This window comes from Paenibacillus ihumii, from assembly GCF_001403875.1.
Taxonomy (GTDB): Bacteria; Bacillota; Bacilli; order Paenibacillales; family Paenibacillaceae; genus Fontibacillus; species Fontibacillus ihumii.
In genome coordinates this window covers 474946-500759 of the sequence record NZ_LN884297.1, presented here as the reverse complement: position 1 = coordinate 500759, position 25814 = coordinate 474946, and the positions used below count along the sequence as shown (strand labels likewise).

Genomic DNA, 25814 nt, shown 5'->3' with positions numbered 1-25814 from the left:
TCGATCTTTTTCAGTCTTTTTTAATTTTCAGTGGAGCGGAGGGAAAGTTGTTGAAGTTTTTCATGACGGATATTCACGGGGATTACTATGGACTGGAGTTATTGCTTAAGCATGCAAAAATTGATTTTTCAAAAGATCAGCTTGTATTTGGTGGAGATATGATTAATCGAGGCAAGGAGAGTGCCAGAGTCGTTAAGCTAATAAAGGAGCTTACTGATGCTCATCCGCATAATGTGCATGTTGTAACTGGCAATCATGAAGAGATGATGGGAGATTACTTTCGGAGGGGAGACAAACTTTGGTTAAGGCATGGCGGGAAAGAAACTCTCTTGAATTTCGAGAAAATTTTCTCCAAAGCAGAAATGGAAGAACATAAGGAGTGGATTATGAATCTGCCTCTAGTTTTTGAAGATGATGAGTTTGTATACACCCACGCTGGACTAAATCCCAATGAATTGCTGCATAGTCAATCCAGGGATATTCTATGGATGTCCGAATACGACTTCTATAGTATCCCGAAGAGCGCCCTTCTAAATTTGACTCATAACAAGCCGATCATTCACGGTCATACGCCAGTAGAAAGGATTTATTTTGATGGGGCTCGTCTGAATGCCGATATGGGCTCCAATACATATTCTGTTGAAGAGGAACGAGGACTTGGCTTGGTAAATTTGACGGAAATGTATTACTGGGTGTATAAACAGTCGTCAAAAAAAATGGAGATGCGGAAGGTGGCTCGTATATAAGCTGGTTCAGGTATATTGTTTCTAGCGCTCTCCTCGATCAACAAGCCTGCTTGGACGTTTAAGATTGCAACTGCTGCTAACGCGAGTTAGCGGTAAGCAATAATTGCCTCTGCGCATAATCTAATGAAGGGCTGGGATACTATTTTGTAGCACGAATCAAAATTACAGGAGAGAAAACTTTAAATGGATAAACAAATTGAATACGGCATGGATTACCATTATATCCCGGTCACCTCTGTAGGCAGTGGTGTTGGTGTGGAAGCAGTACCAGACTTATATTGCCATACTATTCAAATTGTTAATATCGTTATGGTCGGCCAGCGGGATTCGAAGCAATTTGTATTAATTGATGCGGGAATGCCGGAATCAGCTGATGAAATCATCTCTGTCGCGGAAGAACGCTTCGGCGCAAATAGCCGCCCGAAGGCAATAATCTTAACCCATGGTCATTTTGATCATGTGGGGGCCGTTGTTGATTTGGTAAAGCATTGGAATGTTCCTGTATATGCTCATGAATTAGAGTTGCCGTTCTTAACGGGGCAAAAGAGCTATCCCAAGCCGGATGCAACTGTTGAAGGCGGGGCGGTAGCCAAGATGTCTCCCTTCTTTCCGATTGAACCGGTTAATCTAGGGGAGAAGGTTCAAGCCCTTCCTGCTGACGAAACGGTGCCTCATTTGGCTGATTTTCGCTGGATTCATACCCCGGGCCATTCACCAGGACATGTGTCATTGTTCAGGGATAAAGATCGTTCTCTTATTGCCGGAGATGCCTTCGTAACAGTAAAACAGGACTCGCTGTATAAAGTGTTTACGCAAGAAGTGGAGATTAATGGTCCGCCAAGATATCTTACGACAGACTGGCCGGCAGCACGGGATTCTGTTAAGAAATTGGCGGCATTAAGGCCAGCCGTTGCGGTTTGCGGGCATGGAATGCCTGTGTCTGGCGAGCTATTGTCCAGCAATCTGGATAGGCTGGTAAATAAGTTTGACCAAATTGCCATCCCCGATTACGGCAAATACGTAAATAAGCATCAGCATTAGTCAGTAATGGCATAAGGCACTGAGGGCTGCAATGAAGCAGTCCTCTTATTTGTATTTAAAGATGTAACTGATCGCCGAATGGATGGGCTTGGTCGTAAATCCCGTCGTAGATATTTCCCCCTATATTGCGCGCCATACTGGTTGTTGGGAATGAAGTGCTTCGTTATACTCAAAGTGAATTGCAAAATCAGGGGGGGACTCCGATGGAAGCTATACAGGTGATTAATGTTCGAATAGCTGCTGAAACAGGAATCGTGGAGAATGGGGCAGTACTTATCGATAAAGGGCGCATTATTGCCGTCGATTGTGAACCGTCCCACGCAGGAAAACTAAAAATGATCGATGGACAGGGCAAGCTGCTCATTCCTGGCATGATCGATGTCCATATTCACGGGGCTAATGGCTATGACATGATGGATGGTACGGTAAAGAGCATTCAAGAGGTATCCAAAGCCTGTGCGGCCACAGGATGCACTTCCTTCCTGGCAACATCGGTCAGCTCCAGTCTGGAAGACCTTCTTGCTATGGTCCGCCAAGTAAAGCAGGTCGCCGGTCATGAGGAAGGAGCGCAGATCGCGGGTATTCATATTGAAGGGCCTTATTTAAATATAAAAAGAAAAGGAATGCAGAACGAAGCCTATCTTCGTCATCCTGACTTTACTGAAATGGAGCAACTGATTGAGCAGGCCGGGTCCTTGTTGAAAATGGTTACGATTGCGCCTGAGCTTCCGGGTGGAATGGAGATGGTTTCCTATCTGCACAGACAAGGAATCATAGCGGCGATCGCCCACTCCGATGCGACTTATGAAGAAGCCAAGCAAGCCTTTCGTTTGGGAGCCAGCCACATTACGCATTGTTTCAACGGCATGCGGCCGATTCACCATCGCGATCCTGGTCTTATCACTGCTGCGCTGGAGGAGGAGAAGGTGAGTTTGCAAGCCATCGTGGACAACGTACATCTTCATCCTGCCATGGTTCGTTTAATGCATCGAATTAAAGGGCCGGGGGGTATGGTTCTTATTACAGATGCGCTTCAGGCTATGGGGCTTGGAGACGGACAATATGAGTTTGGCGGGCACCGGGTAACCGTCGTAAATGGGATAGCGCAGCTTAGCGATGGAACGCTAGCCTCCAGTACAGTTACGATGAATGAGGCTTTAAGGAATACGGCAGAGCTCGGAATTCCTCTCCATGAGGCGATTGTGATGGCCAGCACCACTCCGGCAGATGTGCTGGGCCTGTCCAATAAAGGGCGCATTGCTCCGGGGGCAGATGCAGATTTAGTGCTTCTGGATGGCCAATTTCAAGTGGAATGGACTATGATTGGAGGCAAAGAGGTTTACCGGAGGATGTAGAGGGTCTGATGACCGGCTGCAGATAACTGCTGCTTGGGGGATATCCTGAGCCTTTTATGATAGGTATAGCCTCAGGACATATTGGCGGTATACCTCCTGAGAGTATTTTATGATACCATATACTATATTGAAAATATAAGGGCCAGGATTATAGATGGACAAGGAGCAAATAGAATGGATCATACCGGTGAAGAAAGGAAGGTCTCTCACCCGAGAACTTTAAAAGAGAAGGAACAAATCATAAATCGCCTTAAACGAATCGAAGGGCAAGTAAGAGGCATTCAGAATATGGTTGAAACCGATCGTTATTGCACAGATATTCTTATTCAAATTTCGGCTATAAATGCAGCCCTAAAGAAGGTCAGTCTTAACCTGTTAGAGAGACATACCCATCACTGTGTGGTAGATGCCATAAAAAGCGGGAATGAAGCAGAAGCCATTGAAGAATTGATGGGGGTCTTTGAGCGTTTCACCAAATCTTGAGCATGAAGCCAGTAAGCTTAATTTACTGGCTTTACTTTTATCATATATATACCTAGTATGGGTATATTCAAGAGAGCGGCGAAATCAAAGCTTCATTCCTGATTACCGGGAGCTGCATGAAGGGATTAAGCTTCAGTATACAGCCTGATGATCTGGTTAATTAATACATAAACAGGGTATTATAATGGTGGGTACGGTTTAGGAAAATACTAGTTTTAGAAAAAGACATCAATTCCCTCTTGTATACCCTACAGGGGTATGGTAATATGTAAATGTAGTTAAGAATTATACTTATTATTGGAGGGAACAACCATGGAACAAAAAACACTTCAGGTTAAAGGGATGTCTTGCGGACATTGCATAAACTCCATTGAAGGCAATGTGGGGAAAATGAACGGTGTGGAATCCGTTAAAGTAAATTTGAATGACGGTACGGTTGCTGTATCGTTTGACCCCAAGGCTGTGTCTTTGAAGGAAATTAAAGATGTCATTGATGAACAGGGGTATGAGGTGGATGGAGAGTCTGCCTAAAAGGGCATTCTCTATCAGCTGCGATAAAGAATCTGTGTGCTAAAAGCGGTAAATGGTATCTACAAATAAATCGTGCTGCCAAGGCACGATTTATTTATGAAATTTTTTTAAAATAATACAATTAGAAGCTGTTGACGGTGCTTGGCCATACATGACCATAAAGGAGTGAAAAGCATGAGCGATACCAAAGAAATCAATCTGCAGATTTCCGGCATGACCTGCGCGGCTTGTGCGGTAAGAATAGAAAAAGGTCTTAACAAGCTGGAGGGCGTAGAAGAGGCTAACGTCAATTTTGCCCTTGAAAAAACGAAAATTAAATATGACCCAAGTAAGACGGATATGAATAAGTTTCAACAAAAGGTCGAGTCGTTGGGCTATAAAATTGTAACTGAAAAAGCAGAGTTTGACATTTCCGGCATGACCTGCGCAGCATGCGCAGCAAAAATAGAGAAGCGATTAAATAAACTGGATGGCGTTAACAAGGCGGCCGTAAACTTTGCCGTTGAAACAGCCCTTGTAGAATACAATCCTGATGAAGTATCCACTGCAGATATGATGGAGGCTATTAAAAAGCTGGGGTATTCTCTCATCCTAAAGGAGGAGAATGCTGAGAAGGGTGATCATAAGGAACGGGAAATCCAGCAGCAAAAGGGAAAGTTTATCTTTTCGGCCATTCTGTCCTTCCCGCTGCTATGGGCGATGGTAAGCCATTTTGAATTTACCTCCTTCATCTGGCTGCCGGAGATGTTCATGAACCCCTGGGTGCAATTAGCGCTTGCCACACCGGTGCAGTTCATAGTGGGGGGACAATTCTATATCGGTGCCTATAAAGCCCTTAGAAATAAAAGCGCCAATATGGATGTGCTGGTGGCTCTCGGCACGTCTGCGGCTTATTTTTACAGTCTCTATTTGAGCTTTGCTTCCATCGGGTCAGGCACCCATATGGTGGAGCTCTATTATGAAACAAGCGCCGTGCTCATCACTTTGATCATTCTGGGGAAATTATTCGAAGCCAAGGCCAAAGGGCGATCCTCTGAAGCCATCAAGAAATTAATGGGGCTGCAAGCCAAGACTGCCACAGTCTTAAGAAACGGCCAAGAAATAAGCATTCCCATCGAAGAAGTGCTGACCGGGGATATCGTATATGTTAAACCAGGCGAGAAGGTGCCTGTCGACGGTATTATTACTGAAGGCCGCTCCGCTCTGGATGAGTCGATGATTACCGGTGAAAGTATACCTGTAGATAAAACGATCGGCGACACGGTCATAGGCTCAACCATTAACAAAAACGGGTTTCTCAAAATGGAAGCGACCAAGGTTGGCAAAGATACGGCTTTGGCGCAAATTATAAAAGTAGTGGAGGAAGCCCAAGGGTCGAAAGCCCCGATCCAGCGTCTGGCCGATCAGATTTCCGGAATATTTGTACCGATCGTCGTAGGCATAGCGGTTGTTACTTTCTTGATCTGGTATTTCTTTGTAACTCCCGGCAATTTCGCTGAATCCTTGGAGAAATTCATTGCCGTTCTGGTTATTGCTTGTCCATGTGCTTTGGGGTTAGCCACCCCAACGTCGATTATGGCCGGCTCTGGCCGGGCAGCAGAATACGGAATCCTATTTAAGGGCGGCGAGCACCTGGAGACCGCTCATCGGATCGATACCATTATTCTGGATAAAACAGGAACGATTACAAACGGCAAACCAACGCTGACCGATGTCATTCTGGCCAATGAGCACAATGAATCGGAATTCCTGCGGCTGGTCGGGGCAGCTGAAAAGAGCTCCGAGCATCCGCTGGCCGAGGCCATTGTTGAGGGGATTAAGGAGAAGGGCATTCCATTCGGATCCTCTGAAAGCTTCGAAGCCATCCCGGGATTCGGCATTCAATCCCGGGTAGACGGGAAGGAATTGTTGATCGGGACACGCCGGCTTATGAAAAAACACAATATTTCAGTTCCAGATGCTCAATTAGCCCGCATGGAGGATCTGGAGAAGCAAGGGAAAACGGCGATGCTAGTAGCGATAGATAATGAATTTGCCGGAATCGTAGCTGTAGCGGATACCGTGAAGGAAACCTCCCAGGAGGCTATTGCCCGCCTGAGAAAATTGGGGCTGGATGTAGTCATGATAACAGGCGACAACACGCAGACAGCCAAGGCTATTGCCCATCAGGTCGGGATCGACCATGTGATCGCTGAAGTTCTGCCAGAAGGAAAGGCGGAGGAAGTGAAGAAGCTTCAGAAGGCCGGGAAAAAGGTGGCTATGGTAGGCGACGGCATCAATGATGCTCCGGCTTTGGCAACGGCCGATATCGGCATGGCTATCGGGACAGGAACGGATGTGGCGATGGAGGCGGCAGACATTACGCTAATACGCGGAGATTTGAACAGTATTGCCGATGCTATTTACATGAGTAAAATGACAATCCGGAATATCAAACAAAATCTGTTCTGGGCGCTTGCCTATAACAGCCTTGGAGTTCCGGTTGCGGCGTTAGGCTTCCTGGCTCCTTGGGTTGCCGGTGCAGCCATGGCATTTAGCTCTGTATCCGTTGTTCTGAATGCCTTAAGATTGCAGCGGATCAAATTGATAGCATAACAAGAAATAGGGGGATAGGCGATGAAGCAAAAGACCATTCTATATTGGACACTTTCCGCTGTCCTGTATTTGGGGGTAGTTATCGGGGGGTACAGCATTTATGGTGCAAGCACCAGCACTTCACCTGACACCCACGAAATGAACGAAGTATCCGGTCATTCAGATCCGAATCAGGACCACATGAAAGAAACAGATCAAGGCGCTGTAAAATAACCAGTAAAGGAAAAAGTAGTCTTTGAGGATAGCCTAAAAAACGCAATATGCAGGAGGTGTACGCCCTTGCATATTGCGTTTTTTTGTTCTCTAATGCGGATGAGCATGCGCGTGGGCATTTGGCGTATCCGCTTTGGTGGTACAAAAAATAGAATTTTCATGGTTATGCTTTTCCGACTCGGCCTGCAGGGTCGCGTGCTTAATCTCTTTATGCTCTAAAAGATGTTCGATTTTTTGCAAAATGGCTTCTGTCTCATAAACGGTCTTGTCTCCATCGACAACGATATGGGCTGTAAGAGCATTTAGGCTGCTTGTAATCGACCAAATATGAACATCGTGAACTCCCTTTACCCCGTCTACCTGCTGAATGGTGTCAATAATCTCATTCAAATTCACATTATGAGGCGTTCCTTCCATCAGGACATGCAGGGACGACTTGGTAACAAAGTAACCGCTGCGCAATACAAGCGCTGCAACAATCACACTGGCAAGCGGGTCTGCCCAGCCCCAGCCGAAGAAGATCATCAATAAAGCAGCGGCAATGGCACCCACGGAACCAAGCATATCGCTGATGACGTGTAAATAAGCGCCGCGCATATTCAAATTGTTCTCCGTGTCGCCTCCGCGCATCATAATCCATGCGACCAGTATGTTGATCAGTAAACCGATAATACTAATAATCAGCATACCTGTTGTGGCAACCTCTGGGGGATGACTAAAGCGCTGAATGGCTTCATAAAAAATATATAACGAAATACCAATCAATGTAATGCCGTTAAGGGAGGCAGCTAAAATTTCGAAACGTCTGTAACCGTACGTTTTTCCTGTGTTAACAGCTTTTTCTCCGAACCAGAAGGCCAATAAAGCAATGGCTAAAGCAATGGAGTCAGATAGCATATGACCCGCATCGGAAAGCAGGGCCAAGCTATTGGTAACCATGCCGCCAACAGCCTCTACGATCATATAGAGGGTAATGATTAGGAATGAAATAAACAGTGTTTTCTTATTATTGGTGTGAACATGGCTATGTCCATGATCATGACTGTGACCGTGCTTGTGGTCGTGATGGTTGTGGTGTCCAGACATATTTGATCGCTCCTTTTATAAACTAATATATGATCATCCATTCATATGTTTGATTACTCTTATTATAAGCATGTTCAAAAACCAATGTCAATCAAGTTTTTTTGGATGCAGAATATAGAATAAGCCTTGTAGGCGGTGATTGAAAAAATGGAAAAACCGGTTAAAACAATTAACAAATACGATTCGGCCTGCCCGGAAGAAGAAGCGAATCTGCAATCCCTTCGCACCTCCCTTATAGATCAAGAGACTTCTTCGGAGATGGCCAACTGGTTCAAGACCTTTAGCGACCCAACTCGTCTTCGTATTATGGATGCGCTGCTGCAAAAGGAATTATGCGTGCAGGATCTCACGGTGCTTCTCGACATGGGGCAATCGGCCATTTCGCATCAATTGAGAACACTCCGCAATATGCGCATTGTTAAAAGGCGGAAGGAAGGCAAGACAGTGTTTTATTCTCTGGATGATGAGCATATCGAGCAGATTTTTCTGCAAACGCTCCAGCATATTAAACACAGCTAGCTAATGTCTCAACTGTATTCGGACATTCCATAAGAGTTACTTCAAATATAAGCAAGATACGCAAGCTGCTGGATGATGCTCCAGCAGTGATTTACATCCTGTTGAAATACCTATCGGGGGTATGGTATTATTGGATTGCAATGCATTTTAAGTGGATAGGAGAGTGAATATGGAGGAATCTGATGTTACGTTAGCTATTAATGGAGGTATTGGATTCGGTTCAAAATTGAATGCAAAACAGTTGGCTGCCATTACAAAATACATGAATGAAAATGACGAAATAGAGTTAACTATTTTTCAGCAATTATATATTACTGTGCCGGAAAGCAAGGTCGCGATGCTAAAGGAGGAGTTCGAGCAGGTTGGACTTGCGTGCTATCCTGTTGGTAACTATGTAAAAAGCTTAAGGACCTGCAATTTTTGTAAAGGAGCCGAGGAAGAAGGCATGCCGGTGGCCATCGAGCTGAACAAAATATTGGCGGGCAGGCCAGTTCCTTTTACGCTTCGCCCTGCGTATACAGGGTGTCCTATTGGATGCGGCGAGCCTCTGATCCATGATATAGGCGTAATGAAGGTCAGAAGCGGATATAATCTATATATTGGCGGTAAAGCAAAAGGGACAGATGCCAGGGTGGGTGCTTTGATCTTGGAAGAGGCGACGCCCGAGGAGCTATATGGCGCAGTTGACCAAATTATTGAAATCTATTCGGCGCAAGGCAAAAGAAGAGAGCCCTTTGCCAAGTTTGTGGATCGATACGGATTTGAAAATATATACCATGCGATCGCAGGATCAAGCCCCCAGTAATTGGGGGCTTTCTTATTGACAAAAGCAATTGTGCTGCATATAATACAATTAACAAAATGTTAATTGTTAATTTGACGGAGGAGGCTTAAACGCAGCATGTCGAACGAACAGGCATTGCAGCAATACGACATCAAGAAATACCGCACACCGGACGGGTATACTTCAGACATTGCGGTATTTACCATCAGGTCGACAAAGACCGAAATGTTCAAGCCGCCCCAGATGGAGCTTCAAATAATGCTGATTAAGCGAAGCATGGTCGATAGCGAGGGCCGCCCCAATATTGAAGCAGGCAAATGGGCCCTGCCTGGCGGCTTCGTAGGCCCGCATGAGACCGCCTTCGAATCGGCTGCAAGGGAGCTGAAGGAGGAGACGGGCGTAGATCATATTCATCTCCAGCATTATGGCGTATACGACGCTCCTGGACGGGATCCGCGGGGCTGGATCATCTCCAATGCGCATTATGCGATTGTACCGGAGCATCAGCTTGCACATCGCCAGGCCAATGACGATGCGAGCGAGGTCGAGCTGTTTGCCGTGAATGAGGTATTAAAGCTGGATCTGGCCTTTGACCATGCACAGATTATCGCCGATGCGATTGCCGTAATCCGGCATAAGCTGCTCGAGACCACGGTGGCCAAAGAATTTTTGCCGGTGGAGTTCACGTATTCAGAGCTGCAGGCGGTGCTGCTGACCGTCACCCAAGACTCCGCGATCGCTCTGGACGCTGCTTTTGCCCGCAAGATCAAAACCCTCCCATTCATCGAGGAAATCAAAGGGAAGAAGACGACGCGCACGTCGAAGAAGCCTACTCAGCTGTATCGTTTCGTGGAGGCGGAGGTAAGCAGCTCAATTTACCACGTGAGGAAATAATATTTACGTCGCAGGACGTATTTCTCTGGTTTTATTAATTAACAAAGTGATAAATGTTAGATAACGATAGGGAGGAATTTACGATGACTGCTATTAGAAGGAGAGCTCTGATTAATGTGGATTACACGTATGATTTTGTAGCTGTGGACGGGGCATTAACCTGCGGACAGCCGGGTCAGGCTATAGAGGGGCGGATGGCTGAGCTCACTAGAGAGTTTATCGAGAATCAAGAGCTTGTGGTATTTGCGATCGATCTGCATAAGCAGGGAGACACGCTGCATCCCGAGACGAAGCTGTTTCCGCCGCATAATATCGAGGGAACGGCTGGCCGCAGGCTTTACGGAGCGCTGGATGGGGTATATCAAACCTACAAGGATAAGGACAACGTCTATTGGATGGATAAGACCCGGTACAGCGCGTTTGTGGGCACCGACCTTGAGCTGGTGCTGCGGGCCAGAGGAATCACGGAGCTTCATCTGGTCGGGGTGTGTACGGATATTTGCGTGCTGCATACGGCCGTTGATGCTTACAACAAAGGCTTTGAGCTGGCGATCCATGCGGATGCCGTGGCCAGCTTTGACCCGGAAGGGCATGCATGGGCGCTGCAGCATTTCAAGGGAACGCTGGGTGCGGCAGTGTTACAGCAGAAGGAGGAGGAGCAGAGATGAGCAACCAGATCCCTATTCCACTCCCGCAGCCGCCTTACGCGGACGACGGGCTCGCCCTGCATACGGATAAATACCAGATCAATATGACAGAGGCTTATTGGCGCGATGGAATTCACAATCGCAAGGCGGTTTTTGATGTTTATTTTCGCAAAATTCCGTTTCAAAACGGTTACGCCATGTTTGCCGGACTAGAGCGGGTTATCCGCTACCTCAAGGGGTTCCGTTTTACAGAGAGCGATTTAACTTATTTACAAGAAGAAGGCTATAGCGACGATTATCTAGCCTATCTCGAAACGCTTCGCTTTACGGGAACAGTGCGTTCGATGCGGGAAGGGGAGCTGGTATTTGCCAATGAACCGATCATGCAAATCGAAGCCCCGCTAGCGGAAGCGCAGTTAATCGAAACGGCTGTGCTGAATATCGTTAACTATCAAACGCTGATTGCCAGCAAAGCCTCGCGCATTCAGCAGGTGATTGAGGATGGAATCAGCATGGAGTTTGGCACCCGCCGCGCCCAGGAGATGGATGCCGCCATTTGGGGGACAAGGGCCGCCTATATTGCCGGCTTTGAGGCGACCTCGAACGTGAGGGCCGGCAAGCTGTTCGGCATCCCTACGGTTGGCACGCACGCCCATGCCATGGTTCAGGCCTACCGGGATGAATATACCGCATTTCGCAAATATGCTGAATGCCATAAGGACTGCGTATTTCTGGTAGATACGTATGATACGCTGAGATCGGGGGTGCCTACGGCTATTCAGGTAGCCCAGGAATTCGGCGACCGGATCAATTTCATGGGCATCCGTCTGGACAGCGGGGACCTGGCTTATTTCTCGAAGGAAGCCCGCAGAATGCTTGATGAAGCCGGGTTCCCTCAGGCGAAAATATATGCCACGAACGATCTCGATGAGCACACAATTATGAACCTGAAGGCGCAGGGGGCAAAAATCGATGTCTGGGGCATCGGAACCAAGCTGATCACCGCTTATGACCAGCCTGCTCTCGGAGCTGTTTATAAATTGATTTCGATCGAGGATGAGCATGGTAAAATGGTAGATACCATTAAAATCAGCTCGAACCCTGAAAAAATTACGACGCCTGGGCGTAAAAAGGTGTACCGGATCGTGAATAAGACAAACCGGAAGGCAGAAGGCGACTATATCGCCCTGGAGCACGAAAGACCGCAAGACGAGGAGCGGCTTAAGATGTTTCATCCGGTGCATACCTATATCGCGAAGTTCGTGACGAATTTTGAAGCGCGCGAGCTGCATCAGACTGTATTTCACGATGGTGAACTGGTATATGAGCTCCCGAGCCTGCAGGAAATCAGGCAATTTGCGGCGGACAATCTGGAGGTGCTGTGGGAGGAGTATAAGCGTCTCTTGAACCCGGCCGAGTATCCTGTTAATTTAAGTCAAGACTGTTGGGATAATAAGATGAAGCTCATTGAGGAAGCACAGCACAAGGTTCAGCAAAGAGGGGCGAGACCGTGACTTGGGGATTTTACGCTGCAATGATGACTTTCCAGGCCGATCAGGGTAATGATAAGCTTAAGAAGACAGACAGAAGGGAGCAACGTCAAAATGCCAATCGACCATACACAGAAGCAAATTACCGAAGCTCTGCACGTTAAGCCGAGCATCGATGCGAAGGCGGAAATCCGCGGCCGGATCGACTTCCTGAAGGAGTATTGCCGGAAGGCTGGCGCCAAAGGCTACGTGCTCGGCATTAGCGGAGGGCAGGATTCGACGCTGGCCGGCCGGCTGGCGCAATTGGCCGCCGAAGAGCTGCGTGCCGAAGGCTATGACGCTACGTTCTATGCTGTACGCTTGCCTTATGGCGTGCAGCAGGATGAGGACGACGCTGCGGCAGCGATGGAATTCATTCAGGCGGATCGAGAGTTCGTTGTGAATATTCAAGAGCCGGTCCTGGCCTTGGCTAACGTGGTTGAACACAGTACAGATTTCAAATTATCGGATTTCAATAAGGGCAACGCTAAAGCGCGCATGCGCATGATCGTTCAATATGCTATTGGAGGAGAGACCGGCTGCCTGGTTATTGGTACGGATCATGCCGCGGAATCCGTCACAGGCTTCTTCACGAAGTTCGGCGACGGAGGGGCGGATGTTCTGCCTCTGGCGGGATTGACGAAGGGGCAGGGGCGCCAGCTGCTGATGGAGCTGAAGGCTTCAGAGCGCTTGTATCTGAAAATACCGACGGCCGATCTGCTGGACAACAAGCCGCTGCAATCCGATGAGACCGAGCTTGGCATCACCTACGAGGTGCTTGATCAGTATTTGACCGGGCAGGCGGTTGATCCGCAGGAGCAAGCGCGCATCGAGAAGCAGTATGCCGTTTCCCGGCATAAGCGGGAGCTTCCGGCCACGCCGTTCGATACGTGGTGGAAGTAGGGTTTTCCATTTCATGTTGAGATGGCAACCTTTCCATGCTCTGATATAATGGGTTTGAGGAGGTTGTGTTTGATGGAAATGGAACAAATAGCAAACGTACTTCGAACTATTGTTTCAGAGGAATTAGATATTAAATTAAAGCCACTTCAAGATGATATCAGCGAAATAAAGCTAGAGGCAAAGGAAATGAAAAGTCAACTGGAGATGCTTTTGGCTGAAACACCTGACGATACCTTGGCAATGTTAAAATTATAAGCCGAAAACTGGATAGTGTTGCAAAGGATATTGAGTTCACGTATAAGAAGGCATCCATGAATGACTTAGAAATCAACCGTTTAAAAATGCAGTAGCTTCTCCCTATAGTGAAGTCGAGCAGATTCAGAATTCGTTTCTGGCAGCTGCTCGGCTTCTTATTTGTCCTGCCTAAGTATAATTGAGTAATTTGAAAGGAATCATCATGCAGCGAGAACATCCCTTTTTCATACGTAAAAAACAGCAGGTCGCTGTTCATCTAAACGAAATACAGCAGCAGGCGGTACGGCATACAGAGGGGCCGCTGCTGCTGTTAGCCGCGCCGGGCTCAGGCAAAACGACGACGCTGCTGATGCGGATCGCCTACTTGATCGAGGAGCTGGGAGTGCAGCCTTCGCGAATTAAGGCGATTACCTTCAGCCGGGCTTCGGCCGGGGACATGAAGGAGCGGTTTAAACGGCTTTTCCCGGAGCTACCCTCCGTAGACTTTTCAACGATTCATAGTCTAGCCTTTGAAATCGTGCGCGAGAGGTTCCGTACCCAGAGAGCTTCCTTTCAGATCATCGAGGGGCATGGAGCGGCGCATGATACGGAACCGGGAGAAGCTGGAGATCCAGCGGCTCTCTCCTTGCATAAGAAATTGATATTGCGCGATATTTTTAGGGCTGTCACAGGTGAGAATATCACGGATGATCAATTAGAAGAGTTAACGACGTATATCAGCTATATCAAGAATAAAATGATCCCGGAAAGCCGCTGGCGGGAGGTGTCCTGCAGCGTGCGTCATGCGGATCAAATCCTCAGCGAGTATGAGAGGTTTAAACGGGAGCATCCGGGCGGCCTGCTCATTGATTTTGACGATATGCTGACGCTGGCTGATGACGTTTTGAGCAAAGACGCCCGGCTGCTCCGTAAATATCAGCGGCGCTACGATTATATGCTTACAGACGAAAGCCAGGACACGTCGCTGGTGCAGCATGCGATCGTCGAGAAGCTGGTGATGGAGCACCGCAACCTATGCGTCGTAGCGGACGATGACCAATCGATATATAGCTGGCGAGGGGCGGAGCCGTCTTATTTGCTGGAGTTCCGGCAGGTATATCCGGAAGCCCGGATTTTATATATGGAGCAGAACTACCGATCTTCCAAAAATATTGTCGAGGCAGCCAATCAGTTCATCCAGCGGAACAAAAATCGCTACGACAAAAAAATGTTCACACATAATGGAGAGGAGCAGCCAATCTCCATCAAGAGCCTGCCTGATTACAAGCAGCAAACGAAATATTTAGTCGAGGAAATTCGTAAGCTGGACAACTTGGGCGAGGTTGCCGTGCTCTATCGGAATAATTCGTCCTCCATTGATTTAATGAATCAGTTTGACCGGGCAGGCATTCCGTTCTATATGCGCGATGCAGACAATCGCTTCTTCTCGCATTGGGTCGTGCAGGATATTCTCAATTTCATGAGAATGTCGTATACAGACCGAAGGCCGGACATCTTGGAAGCCATTCATACGAAATTTAATGGCTACATTACGAAGCAGCAGATGGCTGCATTAAAGGATATTCACAATAATGAGTCCGTATTTGATAATTTGCTGAACTATGTCCCGCTTCAGGACTATCAGTTGAAGCAGCTGCCGCAGTGCAAATGGATCTTTGAACAGATGAAGGGCATGCCGCCGTTAGAGGCGATTGACGTCATCCGAACGAAGCTGGGCTATGATAAAGCAATCGATAAAATGTGCGAGCGGCTGGGCTTCCGGAAGGAATATTTGCTCGGCATCTTGAACTCGCTGCAGGAGATTGCGGAATCGTTGAATTCGATGGAGGAATTCGCGCAGCGTCTCAAGCACTTGGAGGCTTTACTGAAGTCCTCGAAGTCCCAAAAGGGCCAGCATGCCGTTACCTTCTCGACCTTTCACAGCGCCAAAGGCTTGGAGTTCAAGCATGTATACATGATCGATTTGGTCAACGGCATCATTCCGTCGAAGGAGGATCTTAAGCATCGGTCAGGGGATCGGAATAGCGAGCTGATGGAGGAAGCGGCCCGGCTGTTCTATGTCGGTATGACGAGAGCCAAGACCCGGCTTGAGCTGCTGGCTTATCAGCAAAGGGAGGGAGAGAAGGCAGCGGAGTCTGCATTTGTATCCGAGATGCGGGATATTCTGAATCCTCCGAAGCTTGCTGTTAGGATGCTCGCGGGTCAGAGGCAGGCGGGGAACTCCAGACAGGCAGCGGCTGTGCCGTACAACCCGAACGCGATCCAATCAAGAACCGCCTTGGAACAGGGAAGGCAGGTGCTGCATCCTGCATTTGGAGTAGGGAGCATTGTGCAGCTTGCAGGAGAGATTATAGAAATTCAATTTGCGAACGGAATCAAGCGGTTATCTATTCAGACATGTCTGGACATGCGATTACTTGAACCCATCCCCTTCGAAGAGTTGAGGGAATGAATCTATGCAGAGAGGATAAGACCCTACAAGCACCGGGCAGGCTAATCCAGCCGATCCGGTACTTGCAGGGTTGTTAATCTCTATGATGGACCATCGCATAAACGTCTTCTCCCGGTATCGAATAGTTAAATCTTTGTCCTTCTTTTTCCCGGCCGTTCCGCATAACTTGTATGTATAGACATTTAACTGCTGCAGGGGGATAGATAATGCGGATCAGAAGGGGATGGCGTAGCCGGAGAAGAAGGGGGAAGCTCAGCCGGCGAAACATTTGGTTCATCGCTTGTATCGTCGCCTTGGTTGCGATTCTGATGTTCGGTCAGTATGTCGAACGGAATATGATCGGGCCCATAAAGCATCTTGCCCAAATCCGGGTGAAGCAAATCGCTACTGAATCGATCAATGAGGCCATTACAGCTCAGGTGGCTAATCGGGAGCAAATTGACAACCTTATCGATTGGAAAACGGATTCCTCCGGTAAAATCACCGGGTTTATGCTCAATTACTCTGCGCATATGCAAATTACGTCCGATACGATTCAGACAGTCCGGTCCACGCTGGATGAAGTATCGAGATTGTCGGAGCATATCCCGCTCGGACAGGCGCTTGGCAGCCCCATTCTAGCCTCCTTTGGACCGAGCATTCCCATTCGCATTGAGCCGAAGGGGGATGTCAAGGTTGATTTGAATACCCGCCGGCAGGAGGCGGGGATCAATATGATCCTTGTGGAAGTATTCCTGCGCGTGCGGACGGAGCTTGCTGTGGTGGTTCCCTTTGATATGGGGCCGCAGTCGGTGGAGACCGAAATACCGGTATCCTATATGCTGGTGGTTGGCGATGTCCCGATGTATTATTACGACAGCAAAGGAAATCCCGTGGGAGATAGCGGCGTAAGCGCGCCTAATATTGCCCTGCCATCCATTCCTAATTCAACGGGTTCGGATCACGGCGGAGCAGTAGAGCAGGAGTGATAGAAGTAGACCACGGCAGAGGGCTAGCGTGGCTGACCAGTTGAAATAGGCATACAGCCAATGGGGCGTCTTTCTGCGGAAGGGCGTCTTTTTAGCAGCTATTTAGATAAGGAACGGTAGTGCCCTTAGAAGGCAGAAAGCGCCTCTCTCGGTCAGGAGGCTCCCTTTTTGCTTTTTTTCAGCTGATCGGCTTGTTCCCATTGCCTCAGCATGGGGAATGGATTAAACGCCCATTCCCTCGTTCCGGTATCCTTGTAAATGCCATAGTGGAGATGAGGCGGGAATCGGCCCTGCGTTCCTGGAGGACCGTAGCCGCTGCTGCCCACCCAGCCCACCGTCTGGCCGGGGGTCACGATATCGCCGATATTGATGCTCCTCTCAAAGCCTTGAAGATGCGCGTAGTAATGGTAGCGGTTGTTCAAATCCCGGATTCCGATTCTCCAGCCGCCGTAAGGATTCCAGCCTTTGGTCTCGACGATGCCGTAGCAGACGCTGCGAACCGGCACGCCGTAGGAGGCGAACAGGTCCGTCCCTTCATGCGTGCGCTGGCCGCCCCAGCCGCGCCGGTCCCCCCATGTATCGCGGTAAGTATAGGTGCTGCTTACGGGGAGCGGGAAGGCGCTGTCGGAAAGGTCGGTACGATCAAGAACTTTGTAAATTTTGGCGAATTGCCGGATTCGCTCGACGGATGAATCATTCTTGTAATAGCGCCAGAGACCGATGCGGATATCATCGTCTGCATAGCCGAAATGAAGCAAATAAGCCGCCATCGTATACAAGGCATCCCGATCATTCCGAGGATCGGCTATCCCGTCTGCCGTCGCGTCTTTGCCGATACCGCCGAATAGGGCGATCGTCGCGGGATCGGTATCGTTAGTGTCAGGGTTCAAGGGGCCGGCCCAGATTGGCTTCTTAATGCGAATACCGATCAGTTTATGGTTCATCTCAGGCTTGTGCTCTTTGCGCGGGGTGATCGTTCGTTCATATTGATCTATAGCAGCAAGCCAGTACCACGGAATCTTGGTCAGCAGGCCGATCTCTTCATACAAGCTTCGTCTCAGTTCATCAGCATTCTTTGGGGGAGAGGAGCTCGGCTTGCCGGGAGCCTCGGCTGCAGATGCTCCAAAACCGGGGATGCTCCATAGGGACGTTAATACCGCTAGGCTTATGAAGCAAGCTATAAGTCTGCCGACGAATAATAACAAAATCGACCTCAATGCGAGATCTCCTCCTTTATAATTCCGTCGCCGATTACCTTTGAAGTAAACAACGTTTTTATAAGATGAGATAAAACTTGTTTTTTTATTCCATTTGTCAAGGAGGTTTTTCCAGCCGATTCATGGTATAATAATGGCGCTATAGCCTATTCCAAGAGAAGGAAGGTCTCTATTCTTGTCCAAACTAGCTAAAGAACCGAAACCGGATTGGATTCGAATCAAATTGACGACCGGCGACAATTATCAGGAAATCAAAGAGATGATGCGTTCCAAGACGCTGCATACGGTATGCGAAGAGGCGCGTTGTCCAAATATATATGAATGCTGGGCCAACCGTACGGCTACATTCATGATCCTCGGCGACATTTGCACCAGAGCCTGCCGCTTCTGCGCAGTCAATACGGGAATGCCTACGGAGCTGGATCTGCAGGAGCCGGAGCGGGTGGCCGAGGCCGCCGAGAAGATGGGACTGCGCCACTGCGTAGTTACCAGCGTAGCACGCGATGATTTGAAGGATGGAGGGGCATCCATATTTGCGGAGACGGTTCGCGCCATACGGAAGCGCATGCCGCTTTGCAGCGTGGAGGTGCTTATTCCCGACTTCCTGGGCAACGAGGATTCGCTGCGTATCGTCATGGACGCCAAGCCGGATATTCTGAACCACAATATCGAGACGGTGGAGCGTCTTTCCGATCGTGTTCGCGCCAAGGCGAAATACCGGCGCTCGCTGGAGCTGCTGCAGCGTGCCAAAACGATGCAGCCCGATATTCCTACGAAATCCAGCATTATGCTGGGCGTAGGAGAGGAGTGGCCGGAAATTTTGCAGGCGATGGATGATTTGCGGGCCGTGGACTGCGATATTTTGACGATCGGACAGTATTTGCAGCCTTCGCCGCAGCATTTGAATGTAGAGAAGTACTACCGGCCGGAGCAATTTGCCGAGCTGAAGGAGGAGGGCATGAAGCGCGGCTTCAGTCACGTCGAATCCGGACCGCTCGTGCGCAGCTCCTATCATGCCCATGAGCAGGTCAAATCGGCGAAGAGCCATCAGGGCGGCATTCCGGCAGAAATCTAAGGGCAAGGCAAGAGGGGGATACCGAATGATCCAAATCGGTGGCAGAACTTACGAGCTGATTCAGAACTACAAGAATGCTTGGGACGCTGAGGCGTTCAAGCAGAGATACAGCGAAGTGCTGGATCGGTACGATTATATTCTTGGGGATTGGGGCTACGAGAAGCTGAGGCTCAAGGGCTTCTTGCGGGACAACCATCCCAAGGCGAACCGGGATACCGCTTTTTCTGGAATCACGGATTATATTAACGAATATTGCAATTTTGGCTGTGCCTATTTCGTTCTCCAGAAGACGAAGGAGAGCAAGAACAATCATGAGCCTAGGGAGCACAAAGAGCAGAGGGAGCAGCGCGGCAGCTCCAAGGCCTCGGGTTCTTCGGGCCCGGCGACGGCCTCCGAGTAACGAAACAGCCAGGGCTCAGGCTTGTTAGCCTGACGGCTGCAGCACCTTATAAGAATAAGAGACGGCCTCCGCATTCATGCGGAGGCCGTCTTTTGCAGCATGTCGGAACGTATGAGTCGAGGAGCGTTATTTTCCCGAAAAACGCAGGTAAAGCTTGAAGCAAATGCGGTCGTTCGGCTTGGAAAGGACGCCGGGTAGTCAGAATAAATCCCCTAGTTTACCTTCACCTTCAGCATTAGCCTTTCATCCTGGTAGCTCCATTCGAAACCGGGATACATCTTCTTGAAATCGCCGAGCTCGATGAAGGTCTCATCGTTTAAGATCTTGATGCTGCCGGCATTGCGCTTGAACTCCTGCTTCTTGCCCGATCCATCGGTGATTGCCAGCGCTCCGGCACTGGACGACCAGGAAGCCTTGCCCTGGACGAGGGCAGCGAGTACGCGCGAGGAAGCATATACTTTGCCGTTTTCCTCAATGGCGTCCAGATACCCTGTAAAGGATACGTTATTGATGCTCAGCTCGGAGGCATTTCCGCTAACTTCAATGCTTTTGAGACCGGCTTGGTGCAGGGCCGCAATAAGCTGTGCTGTCGAGCTGAGACTCACTTCGACGTCGGGCTTAAGGCCGATATAGTTGAAGTCCTCAAGCTTCGGCGTCAAATATTTCATAATTGTCAGCTTCAGGGAGGCTCCGTTGGATAAAGCATAGATATTCTGGATCCGGGCTTTCCCGTAGGTTTGCGTGCCTACCACCGAAGCGATACCGTTATCGCGCAGCGCGGCGGTCAATATTTCCGCGGCGCTGGCCGTCCACTCGTTAGTCAAAATAACGACCGGCATGCCGATCGGGCTGCCGTCCGTAATTCGGATCGCTTCCATATTGCCATTCTGGCGCTCTACATACATAAGCACGCCGTCTTTGATGAATTGCTTGGCGATATTTTCCGCCGATTCCACGTATCCTCCCAAGTTGTCGCGGAGGTCTAGAACCAGCGACTTCACACCTAGCTTGCGGAGCTTGTTCAAATGCACGGTGAACTCCTCATCCGCTTGATCGGAGAAGGTGGAAATAGCGATATATCCGATATCCCCCGCCGAGATGAGGCGGCTTGAGACGGCCGGCAGAGTGAAATGGGCCCGGGTAACCTGTACGGTTAGCTGGCTAGGGCCCCTCTTGACGGTGATGCTGACCTTCGTATCCTCCGCGCCCTGAATGAGATATATGTCATCCTGGCTGGTCACGGAATGCCCATCGACCTTGGCGATAATATCGCCTTTGCGCAGGCCTGCTGATTTGGCGGGTGATCCGTCGAGAACTTCGGTAATGTACAGCTTGCCTTGTTTAAAACGGAGCAGCGCCCCGATGCCTACATATTCCTGATTGAGCTCGCCTTCAAATTCCTCGAGCTCTTCCTTTGTGAAATAATCCGAATAAGGGTCATCCAGAGTATAGACCATACCACGTATGGCGTTCTCGATGAATTCCTCCCTTTGAACGCCTTCGATGTTGTGGGCGTCCAGGTACTGCAGAACCTCCCGAAGAATTTCGAGCTCCCCGGCTTCCGCCGCTTCATCCGCGCTGCTATCCGCGTATGCGGCATGGGGAAGGCTTACCGCGAGAAGAAGAAGGGTGATTAGAGCTGTCTTGCACCACGATTTGAGCATAATCATATAAACTTCCTTTGCTATGTATTTGCTAGAATATATAACTCTATCATACAGGTAAAAAAGGGAAATTTATATAGGAAAACGGATGTTTATTACAACATCCGTTCGATCGGTGAAGGCTCCATATTCAGTTTTGTTATCCTAGGAATGCGTTGCGGACGCGATTCCAGAAAGGGAAAGGCCGATAGCGCACGAAGCTTACGCTTTGCTTCGCTACTTGGCAGCGTACGGAAATAAGGTCGCTGATCGGATGGTTGATATGATCCAGCGTAAGCAGCAAATTCTGTTCCTTGCGGGAATAAATGTCGCAATGATGGTGCTTCGGCAGCACCAGGGATGACCCGATTGTTCGGAACACCCGGTTGTTGATCGAGGCGATTTCGGAAATTTGCAAGGCTTTAATTGAAGGATGAATGATAGCACCGCCAAGGCTTTTATTATATGCCGTACTTCCGGAAGGGGTAGAAATGCAAAACCCGTCTCCCCGGAACATTTCAAACATCTGGTCGTTGATATCGACCTGGGCGACAATCGTGCCGTCTACGCCCTTTAACGTGAATTCGTTCAGGCAGATATACGAGGAGGTTCCTGATTTCTTCTGAATCTCCAGCTCAATGAGCGGATAGTGCACGATCCTGGGCTTGAGAAGGGATTCATCCTTGTGCCGGGTTATCATATCCACGAGCTCGGGTATTTCATTGGCTTGCCAATCGGCAAAAAAACCAAGATGCCCGGTATGTACCCCTACAAATGAGATCGACGGAATACGGTCAATGAACGTATGAAAAGCGTGGAGCATCGTTCCGTCTCCTCCAATAGAAACGACGATGTCCGGTGACTCTGCATCCAATTGAAGACCTTGCTTTGCGGCCAATTGATGGAACTGCTCGCTTAATTCGACGGACAATTGATCGCCACGGTCAAGAACGTAATATCTCAAGATGACAGGCTCCTTTGTAATAGATATCAGAAAGTACAATACATCCGAAGCAAGAGCTTCCTGGTATCGCAAGAAAAACTACCGCTTGTAAAGATCATAATCAATTCTGAAAGAGAACACAACGTTTCATTTCCTTGATCTCCCTTCGTCCCTCATGAGCAAGCGATGAATGATTCGGGCAAGCAGAGAGAAAATAAGGAGCACCGAGATCAGTTTCAGAAAAATCAAAAGAGCATCAGGAACGCTGCCCCAGCCTAGGAGCATTTCACCTTCCGATCTTATGAACGATGCGGAGGATGAACGGGAGCCCATAAACGGATTCCACAGCAGCACCAGCAGGATTGCTGCCAAAAAGCCATGGGCGAGGCGGGCCGCCAAAAAGGGGAGGTAGCGCAAATCGGCACCGTTCAGAATACTGGCAACCTGGGCGTGCACGGACAAGCCCCCCCAGGATAAAATGAACGCCGCTGCTGCGGCTTTGTACATGAGGGGGACATCGGCCGGTGCAGCTGCAGCTCTGGCGCCAAGTGTTACCTCGAAGATCCCTCCCATGAAGGGCTCGGCCAAAGCAGCCGGCAGGCCGGTCATGCCCAGGATGGAATGAACGCCGGCGTACAGCAATCCCATTATCCCCGAGGCGGTCAGCAGCTTGAGGACGACCGAGAAGAAGACCACGAGGCCGCCGACTACGGCCATGAGCTGCAAAGAGGAAGAAACGGCCTGCTTCAGCAGCTCTCCCAAGCTGCGGCCGTCGTTGATCCTTGCCTCGTGCATCGCTTTGAGGGCAAGCCGCAGGCTGAACTTCGCCCCGGCAGCCCCGGCAGAGGAATTTCCCTGCAAGCCGTCTTCCGAGTCGGGGCCTTTGGCTGCGCCGCCGCTGGCCTTTTCATTCCCAGGGCCCTTGTTTTCCTCCTCCTTGGTTCCGTAGAACCTCATGATGAAGCCGAGAAGCAGGGCGCTGCCGTAATGGGCTATGGCCAGAATGCCCGCGAGGCTGGAGCTGCCGAAGAAGCCGACCGAGACGGCGCCGATGAGAAAGATCGGGTCCGATGAGGTGGTGAAGGCCACAAGGCGCTCGCCTTCAACGCGGCTGATGAGCCGCTGCTCCCTGAGCTTGGTCGCCAGCTTGGCGCTGACCGGGTAGCCGGAGGCAAAGCCCATCGCTGCAACGAAGCCTCCGCTTCCGGGGATTCGAAACAAGGGCTTCATTAGGGGATCCAGCAATTTTCCAAGAAAATGAACGATTCCGAAGCCGAGCATGAGCTCGGAGATCACGAAGAAGGGAAACAGGGACGGGAAGAGAACATCCCACCAGATGGCTAATCCTGCAACGCCCGCTTCCCAGGAAGCCTCGGGGAAGACCAGCATCAGGATCAGGAGCGCCGTCATCGCCGCAACCATCAGCGAAATAGTCATTCGCGCTATATTCATGAGGAACGCCTCCACAATGGTCATAGTGGAGTGTATGATCGAATTAGGACAAACAGCACAAAAAAAGCAAGTAAGCGATTACAAATTATACTGTATTTTTGAATAAGATGTGTTAGAATAAAAATCACAGATGTAAACTTCACGAGACAAAAATCTCTGATGGATGGAGTGTTGGCTATGAGCTTTGTAGCAGGTGTGCTTGTATGCGCCTTTGTGTATGTGATCCGCGCTTCCCGCGTCCATTCTAGTGAAGAAGATTGGCGAAGTTATTGACATAATGGCAGGTTGATCCTGTTGATACGTAAGAGCTCCGGTAGGAGCTTTTATTTTTTTTTGTTATAATTGAAGCATCGTATCAAAAATACATTGTGGAAGTTGGAGAGGAATCCCGTGAATCCAAGTTTAAGCATTTATGACAATTTGGGCGGCGACAAAGCCATCAGGCAGCTTGTCGAGGCCTTTTATCCTAAAGTGAAGGCTAATCCTCTGCTTGGTCCTTTATTCCCAGAGGATATTGAGCCTGTAATGGAGAAGCAGTATATGTTCCTGTCGCAATTTTTTGGCGGTCCCTCCTTGTACTCGGACGCCTACGGCCATCCGATGATGAGAGCGAGGCATCTTCCATTTCCGGTCACGCGCGAGAGAGCTGAGGCCTGGCTGGCTTGCATGTCGGAAGCTTTGGAAGAGATCGGGATCGAGACGGAATTAAAGGATTTTGTCATTCAGCGATTGTCTGGACCAGCTTTTCATTTCGTGAATACACCTTAGAAATGATCAAACGTCCTGCCTAATGGCGGTAATGGAAAGGAAGTTATCGTGTGGAAATGGAACCCCTTTATAAAATCAAAGTGACCTGCGCCTATTGCGAAAATGTGTTCTCAACATCCCGGGTGAGGCCAAGCCTAAAGCGGGCTGTTAAGACGGACACTGATTTTTGCGGGTACTACCGGGGGGAGAATCCCGATTATTATGTAGTCCGGGTATGTCCTTCCTGCGGCTTCGCTTCGACGGAGAATTCGAATGACCGCTTGGCCGAACACCAGCGCCGGGAATTCGAGGAGAAGATCAGCAACCGGCTCGTTAAGCGGGATTACGGCGGCTCTAGAACATGGGAGAATGCGCTGGAGACTTATAAGCTAGCTCTGCTCTGCGCACAGACGGTCGGCGAGACGGATCGAATTATCGCTAGCTTGCTCCATCATATCGCCTGGCTGTACCGTTACCGCGAGGATCAGGATCAGGAGCAGCGCTTCCTGAAGCATGCCCTGGATTCTTACATCAAGGTATTCGAGAATGAGGGGATTAGCGGCAATGATGCCCGGCTGATGTATTTGATCGGTGAATTAAACCGCAGGCTAGGGGCATATAATGAAGCTGTCAAATGGTTCTCCAGAGTCATTAATGATAAGAAAATCATGGATGCGGCAATGATTCGCGCCTGCCGGGAGCAGTGGGCGCTGCTGCGGGAAGAAATGCTGGATCAAGGGGAATCGTTAACGGAAGAGATCAAGGGGTAGGAAGTTCAGAAGCTCGCAATGATGAATTCATTCGAATGCTAAGACTACAGCTTAGAAGAGGCCGTCCACGGTAAGGGAACGGCCTCTTCTGGCCTTCGAACACAGCCGGTTTATTTGCGGACGACTGTATCGGTCAGCAAGTAGTCCCGGTCGCTGTCGAGGACCGTTAGTTTGTTCTTGCAGCATGGAAAAACAAGCAGCTTTTTCTTTCCTTCATGGACGCTCTGTACCTCGCGGGGCTTCATGGAGAGAAGGACGTTCTCCTGCCCGCAGAAGGGGCATGTGGGCACATATACATCGCCCATCACGATATCGTAAGGCAAAGCTCTTTCAAAAGGAATCATGAGGACGCACCCGAATCGTCCGGGGATGCAGGCTTGTTCGCTTCTTCTTTAGCGAGCTCGGCGATTTTCTGCATTAAAATATGCTGCGGCATATGCATAAGATGCTCAAGGGGCACCTTCAGCTTCTCGGCTAGTTTAACGGCAGTTTCCGGTGAGACTTGCAGTGGTTTCATGTGATCCCCTCCTGTCGATCTGGTTTCTATATCATACACTTATCATGCC

The 25814-nt window shown here is 49.3% G+C and carries 27 protein-coding genes; 20 read left to right on the top strand and 7 right to left on the bottom strand.

All coding sequences use genetic code 11. From position 1 onward, the window contains the following. Nucleotides 1-50: 50 nt before the first annotated feature. The 7 genes from BN2762_RS05005 to BN2762_RS04975 all read left to right on the top strand — a co-directional run bounded on the left by BN2762_RS05005 (nucleotide 51) and on the right by BN2762_RS04975 (nucleotide 6964). On the top strand, nucleotides 51-746 hold the full coding sequence (locus BN2762_RS05005) for a metallophosphoesterase family protein (protein ID WP_055105914.1): 696 nt from the start codon (nucleotides 51-53) through the stop codon (nucleotides 744-746). 183 nt (nucleotides 747-929) lie between these two features. Continuing rightward, a complete protein-coding gene (locus tag BN2762_RS05000; protein ID WP_055105913.1) occupies nucleotides 930-1787 on the top strand; it encodes an MBL fold metallo-hydrolase in 858 nt (285 codons plus the stop codon). Between the two features lie 203 nt (nucleotides 1788-1990). Next, nucleotides 1991-3142: an N-acetylglucosamine-6-phosphate deacetylase gene (nagA, locus tag BN2762_RS04995; protein WP_055105912.1), complete on the top strand. Its 1152-nt coding sequence runs from the start codon at nucleotides 1991-1993 to the stop codon at nucleotides 3140-3142. A gap of 174 nt (nucleotides 3143-3316) precedes the next feature. Next, complete coding sequence (locus BN2762_RS04990; RefSeq protein ID WP_055105911.1) at nucleotides 3317-3625, top strand: metal-sensing transcriptional repressor; 309 nt, start codon at nucleotides 3317-3319, stop codon at nucleotides 3623-3625. Nucleotides 3626-3937: 312 nt separating this feature from the next. Further along, nucleotides 3938-4156, top strand: a complete 219-nt coding sequence (gene copZ / locus BN2762_RS04985; protein ID WP_055105910.1) for a copper chaperone CopZ — start codon at nucleotides 3938-3940, stop codon at nucleotides 4154-4156. A gap of 174 nt (nucleotides 4157-4330) precedes the next feature. Beyond that, complete coding sequence (locus BN2762_RS04980) at nucleotides 4331-6751, top strand: heavy metal translocating P-type ATPase (protein ID WP_055105909.1); 2421 nt, start codon at nucleotides 4331-4333, stop codon at nucleotides 6749-6751. A 21-nt stretch (nucleotides 6752-6772) separates the two neighbouring features. Next, nucleotides 6773-6964 carry a hypothetical protein gene (locus tag BN2762_RS04975; RefSeq protein ID WP_055105908.1) on the top strand — a complete coding sequence of 64 codons (192 nt, stop codon included), beginning with the start codon at nucleotides 6773-6775 and terminating at the stop codon, nucleotides 6962-6964. Nucleotides 6965-7054: 90 nt separating this feature from the next. Here the strand turns inward: BN2762_RS04975 and BN2762_RS04970 are convergent, their stop codons facing one another. Continuing rightward, a complete protein-coding gene (locus BN2762_RS04970) occupies nucleotides 7055-8050 on the bottom strand; it encodes a cation diffusion facilitator family transporter (RefSeq protein WP_055105907.1) in 996 nt (331 codons plus the stop codon). A 147-nt stretch (nucleotides 8051-8197) separates the two neighbouring features. On the opposite strand from BN2762_RS04970, the gene BN2762_RS04965 reads away from it, so the two are divergent. From BN2762_RS04965 to yunB, 9 genes are all read left to right on the top strand, one after another. After that, nucleotides 8198-8569 carry an ArsR/SmtB family transcription factor gene (locus BN2762_RS04965; RefSeq protein WP_055105906.1) on the top strand — a complete coding sequence of 124 codons (372 nt, stop codon included), beginning with the start codon at nucleotides 8198-8200 and terminating at the stop codon, nucleotides 8567-8569. 169 nt (nucleotides 8570-8738) lie between these two features. Next, nucleotides 8739-9374 carry an NAD(P)/FAD-dependent oxidoreductase gene (locus tag BN2762_RS04960; RefSeq protein WP_083484766.1) on the top strand — a complete coding sequence of 212 codons (636 nt, stop codon included), beginning with the start codon at nucleotides 8739-8741 and terminating at the stop codon, nucleotides 9372-9374. A 96-nt stretch (nucleotides 9375-9470) separates the two neighbouring features. Further along, nucleotides 9471-10247: an NUDIX hydrolase gene (locus tag BN2762_RS04955; RefSeq protein WP_055105904.1), complete on the top strand. Its 777-nt coding sequence runs from the start codon at nucleotides 9471-9473 to the stop codon at nucleotides 10245-10247. A gap of 83 nt (nucleotides 10248-10330) precedes the next feature. Next, on the top strand, nucleotides 10331-10915 hold the full coding sequence (locus tag BN2762_RS04950; protein ID WP_055105903.1) for a cysteine hydrolase family protein: 585 nt from the start codon (nucleotides 10331-10333) through the stop codon (nucleotides 10913-10915). Then, entirely contained in the window at nucleotides 10912-12408 is a 1497-nt protein-coding gene (locus tag BN2762_RS04945) for a nicotinate phosphoribosyltransferase (RefSeq protein ID WP_055105902.1), read from the top strand. The genes BN2762_RS04950 and BN2762_RS04945 overlap by 4 nt, the downstream gene beginning before the upstream one ends. A 90-nt stretch (nucleotides 12409-12498) precedes the next feature. Continuing rightward, nucleotides 12499-13326 (top strand): ammonia-dependent NAD(+) synthetase, encoded by an 828-nt coding sequence (nadE, locus tag BN2762_RS04940; protein WP_055105901.1) that lies wholly within the window; start codon nucleotides 12499-12501, stop codon nucleotides 13324-13326. Between the two features lie 72 nt (nucleotides 13327-13398). Then, complete coding sequence (locus BN2762_RS04935) at nucleotides 13399-13581, top strand: hypothetical protein (protein WP_055105900.1); 183 nt, start codon at nucleotides 13399-13401, stop codon at nucleotides 13579-13581. 202 nt (nucleotides 13582-13783) lie between these two features. Next, the gene (locus tag BN2762_RS04930) at nucleotides 13784-16033 is read left to right on the top strand and encodes an ATP-dependent helicase (RefSeq protein ID WP_055105899.1); all 2250 of its coding nucleotides are present in this window, start codon (nucleotides 13784-13786) and stop codon (nucleotides 16031-16033) included. Nucleotides 16034-16239: 206 nt separating this feature from the next. Next, nucleotides 16240-17001, top strand: coding sequence for a sporulation protein YunB (gene yunB / locus BN2762_RS04925; RefSeq protein ID WP_055105898.1), 762 nt, complete (start codon nucleotides 16240-16242; stop codon nucleotides 16999-17001). Nucleotides 17002-17153: 152 nt separating this feature from the next. Here yunB and BN2762_RS04920 read toward each other — a convergent pair whose 3' ends face one another. Then, nucleotides 17154-18218 carry a M23 family metallopeptidase gene (locus tag BN2762_RS04920; RefSeq protein ID WP_055105897.1) on the bottom strand — a complete coding sequence of 355 codons (1065 nt, stop codon included), beginning with the start codon at nucleotides 18216-18218 and terminating at the stop codon, nucleotides 17154-17156. A 175-nt stretch (nucleotides 18219-18393) separates the two neighbouring features. Here BN2762_RS04920 and lipA point away from each other — a divergent pair, with 175 nt between their 5' ends. After that, a complete protein-coding gene (lipA, locus tag BN2762_RS04915) occupies nucleotides 18394-19293 on the top strand; it encodes a lipoyl synthase (protein WP_055105896.1) in 900 nt (299 codons plus the stop codon). A 25-nt stretch (nucleotides 19294-19318) separates the two neighbouring features. Further along, nucleotides 19319-19693, top strand: coding sequence for a YutD family protein (locus BN2762_RS04910; protein WP_055105895.1), 375 nt, complete (start codon nucleotides 19319-19321; stop codon nucleotides 19691-19693). Nucleotides 19694-19905: 212 nt separating this feature from the next. Here BN2762_RS04910 and BN2762_RS04905 read toward each other — a convergent pair whose 3' ends face one another. The 3 genes from BN2762_RS04905 to ylbJ form a co-directional block, all read right to left on the bottom strand. Further along, nucleotides 19906-21363, bottom strand: a complete 1458-nt coding sequence (locus BN2762_RS04905) for a S41 family peptidase (RefSeq protein ID WP_230202422.1) — start codon at nucleotides 21361-21363, stop codon at nucleotides 19906-19908. Between the two features lie 133 nt (nucleotides 21364-21496). Then, complete coding sequence (locus BN2762_RS04900; protein WP_055105894.1) at nucleotides 21497-22300, bottom strand: NAD kinase; 804 nt, start codon at nucleotides 22298-22300, stop codon at nucleotides 21497-21499. Between the two features lie 126 nt (nucleotides 22301-22426). Next, a complete protein-coding gene (ylbJ, locus tag BN2762_RS04895) occupies nucleotides 22427-23731 on the bottom strand; it encodes a sporulation integral membrane protein YlbJ (RefSeq protein WP_055105893.1) in 1305 nt (434 codons plus the stop codon). Between the two features lie 390 nt (nucleotides 23732-24121). Here ylbJ and BN2762_RS04890 point away from each other — a divergent pair, with 390 nt between their 5' ends. After that, nucleotides 24122-24499, top strand: coding sequence for a globin domain-containing protein (locus tag BN2762_RS04890; RefSeq protein ID WP_055105892.1), 378 nt, complete (start codon nucleotides 24122-24124; stop codon nucleotides 24497-24499). Between the two features lie 50 nt (nucleotides 24500-24549). Then, nucleotides 24550-25248 carry a DUF2225 domain-containing protein gene (locus BN2762_RS04885; RefSeq protein ID WP_083484765.1) on the top strand — a complete coding sequence of 233 codons (699 nt, stop codon included), beginning with the start codon at nucleotides 24550-24552 and terminating at the stop codon, nucleotides 25246-25248. 110 nt (nucleotides 25249-25358) lie between these two features. Here BN2762_RS04885 and BN2762_RS04880 read toward each other — a convergent pair whose 3' ends face one another. Both BN2762_RS04880 and BN2762_RS25800 read right to left on the bottom strand, forming a co-directional pair. Continuing rightward, nucleotides 25359-25592, bottom strand: coding sequence for a hypothetical protein (locus tag BN2762_RS04880; RefSeq protein ID WP_055105891.1), 234 nt, complete (start codon nucleotides 25590-25592; stop codon nucleotides 25359-25361). Continuing rightward, the gene (locus tag BN2762_RS25800) at nucleotides 25589-25765 is read right to left on the bottom strand and encodes a YycC family protein (protein WP_074048569.1); all 177 of its coding nucleotides are present in this window, start codon (nucleotides 25763-25765) and stop codon (nucleotides 25589-25591) included. Before BN2762_RS25800 ends, BN2762_RS04880 begins: the two co-directional genes overlap by 4 nt. Nucleotides 25766-25814: the final 49 nt, after the last annotated feature.

Excerpts from the sequence above, each read along its gene's own strand:
- BN2762_RS04970 (WP_055105907.1), bottom strand. The coding sequence starts at position 8,050 with ATGTCTGGACACCACAACCATCACGACCACAAGCACGGTCACAGTCAT.
- BN2762_RS04880 (WP_055105891.1), bottom strand. The coding sequence starts at position 25,592 with ATGATTCCTTTTGAAAGAGCTTTGCCTTACGATATCGTGATGGGCGAT.
- copZ (WP_055105910.1), top strand. The coding sequence starts at position 3,938 with ATGGAACAAAAAACACTTCAGGTTAAAGGGATGTCTTGCGGACATTGC.
- BN2762_RS04960 (WP_083484766.1), top strand. The coding sequence starts at position 8,739 with ATGGAGGAATCTGATGTTACGTTAGCTATTAATGGAGGTATTGGATTC.
- yunB (WP_055105898.1), top strand. The coding sequence starts at position 16,240 with ATGCGGATCAGAAGGGGATGGCGTAGCCGGAGAAGAAGGGGGAAGCTC.
- BN2762_RS04935 (WP_055105900.1), top strand. The coding sequence starts at position 13,399 with ATGGAAATGGAACAAATAGCAAACGTACTTCGAACTATTGTTTCAGAG.
- BN2762_RS04950 (WP_055105903.1), top strand. The coding sequence starts at position 10,331 with ATGACTGCTATTAGAAGGAGAGCTCTGATTAATGTGGATTACACGTAT.
- BN2762_RS04975 (WP_055105908.1), top strand. The coding sequence starts at position 6,773 with ATGAAGCAAAAGACCATTCTATATTGGACACTTTCCGCTGTCCTGTAT.
- BN2762_RS04945 (WP_055105902.1), top strand. The coding sequence starts at position 10,912 with ATGAGCAACCAGATCCCTATTCCACTCCCGCAGCCGCCTTACGCGGAC.
- ylbJ (WP_055105893.1), bottom strand. The coding sequence starts at position 23,731 with ATGAATATAGCGCGAATGACTATTTCGCTGATGGTTGCGGCGATGACG.
- BN2762_RS04980 (WP_055105909.1), top strand. The coding sequence starts at position 4,331 with ATGAGCGATACCAAAGAAATCAATCTGCAGATTTCCGGCATGACCTGC.
- nagA (WP_055105912.1), top strand. The coding sequence starts at position 1,991 with ATGGAAGCTATACAGGTGATTAATGTTCGAATAGCTGCTGAAACAGGA.
- BN2762_RS04905 (WP_230202422.1), bottom strand. The coding sequence starts at position 21,363 with ATGATTATGCTCAAATCGTGGTGCAAGACAGCTCTAATCACCCTTCTT.
- BN2762_RS04990 (WP_055105911.1), top strand. The coding sequence starts at position 3,317 with ATGGATCATACCGGTGAAGAAAGGAAGGTCTCTCACCCGAGAACTTTA.
- BN2762_RS04955 (WP_055105904.1), top strand. The coding sequence starts at position 9,471 with ATGTCGAACGAACAGGCATTGCAGCAATACGACATCAAGAAATACCGC.
- BN2762_RS04930 (WP_055105899.1), top strand. The coding sequence starts at position 13,784 with ATGCAGCGAGAACATCCCTTTTTCATACGTAAAAAACAGCAGGTCGCT.
- nadE (WP_055105901.1), top strand. The coding sequence starts at position 12,499 with ATGCCAATCGACCATACACAGAAGCAAATTACCGAAGCTCTGCACGTT.
- BN2762_RS04910 (WP_055105895.1), top strand. The coding sequence starts at position 19,319 with ATGATCCAAATCGGTGGCAGAACTTACGAGCTGATTCAGAACTACAAG.
- BN2762_RS25800 (WP_074048569.1), bottom strand. The coding sequence starts at position 25,765 with ATGAAACCACTGCAAGTCTCACCGGAAACTGCCGTTAAACTAGCCGAG.
- BN2762_RS04965 (WP_055105906.1), top strand. The coding sequence starts at position 8,198 with ATGGAAAAACCGGTTAAAACAATTAACAAATACGATTCGGCCTGCCCG.
- BN2762_RS05000 (WP_055105913.1), top strand. The coding sequence starts at position 930 with ATGGATAAACAAATTGAATACGGCATGGATTACCATTATATCCCGGTC.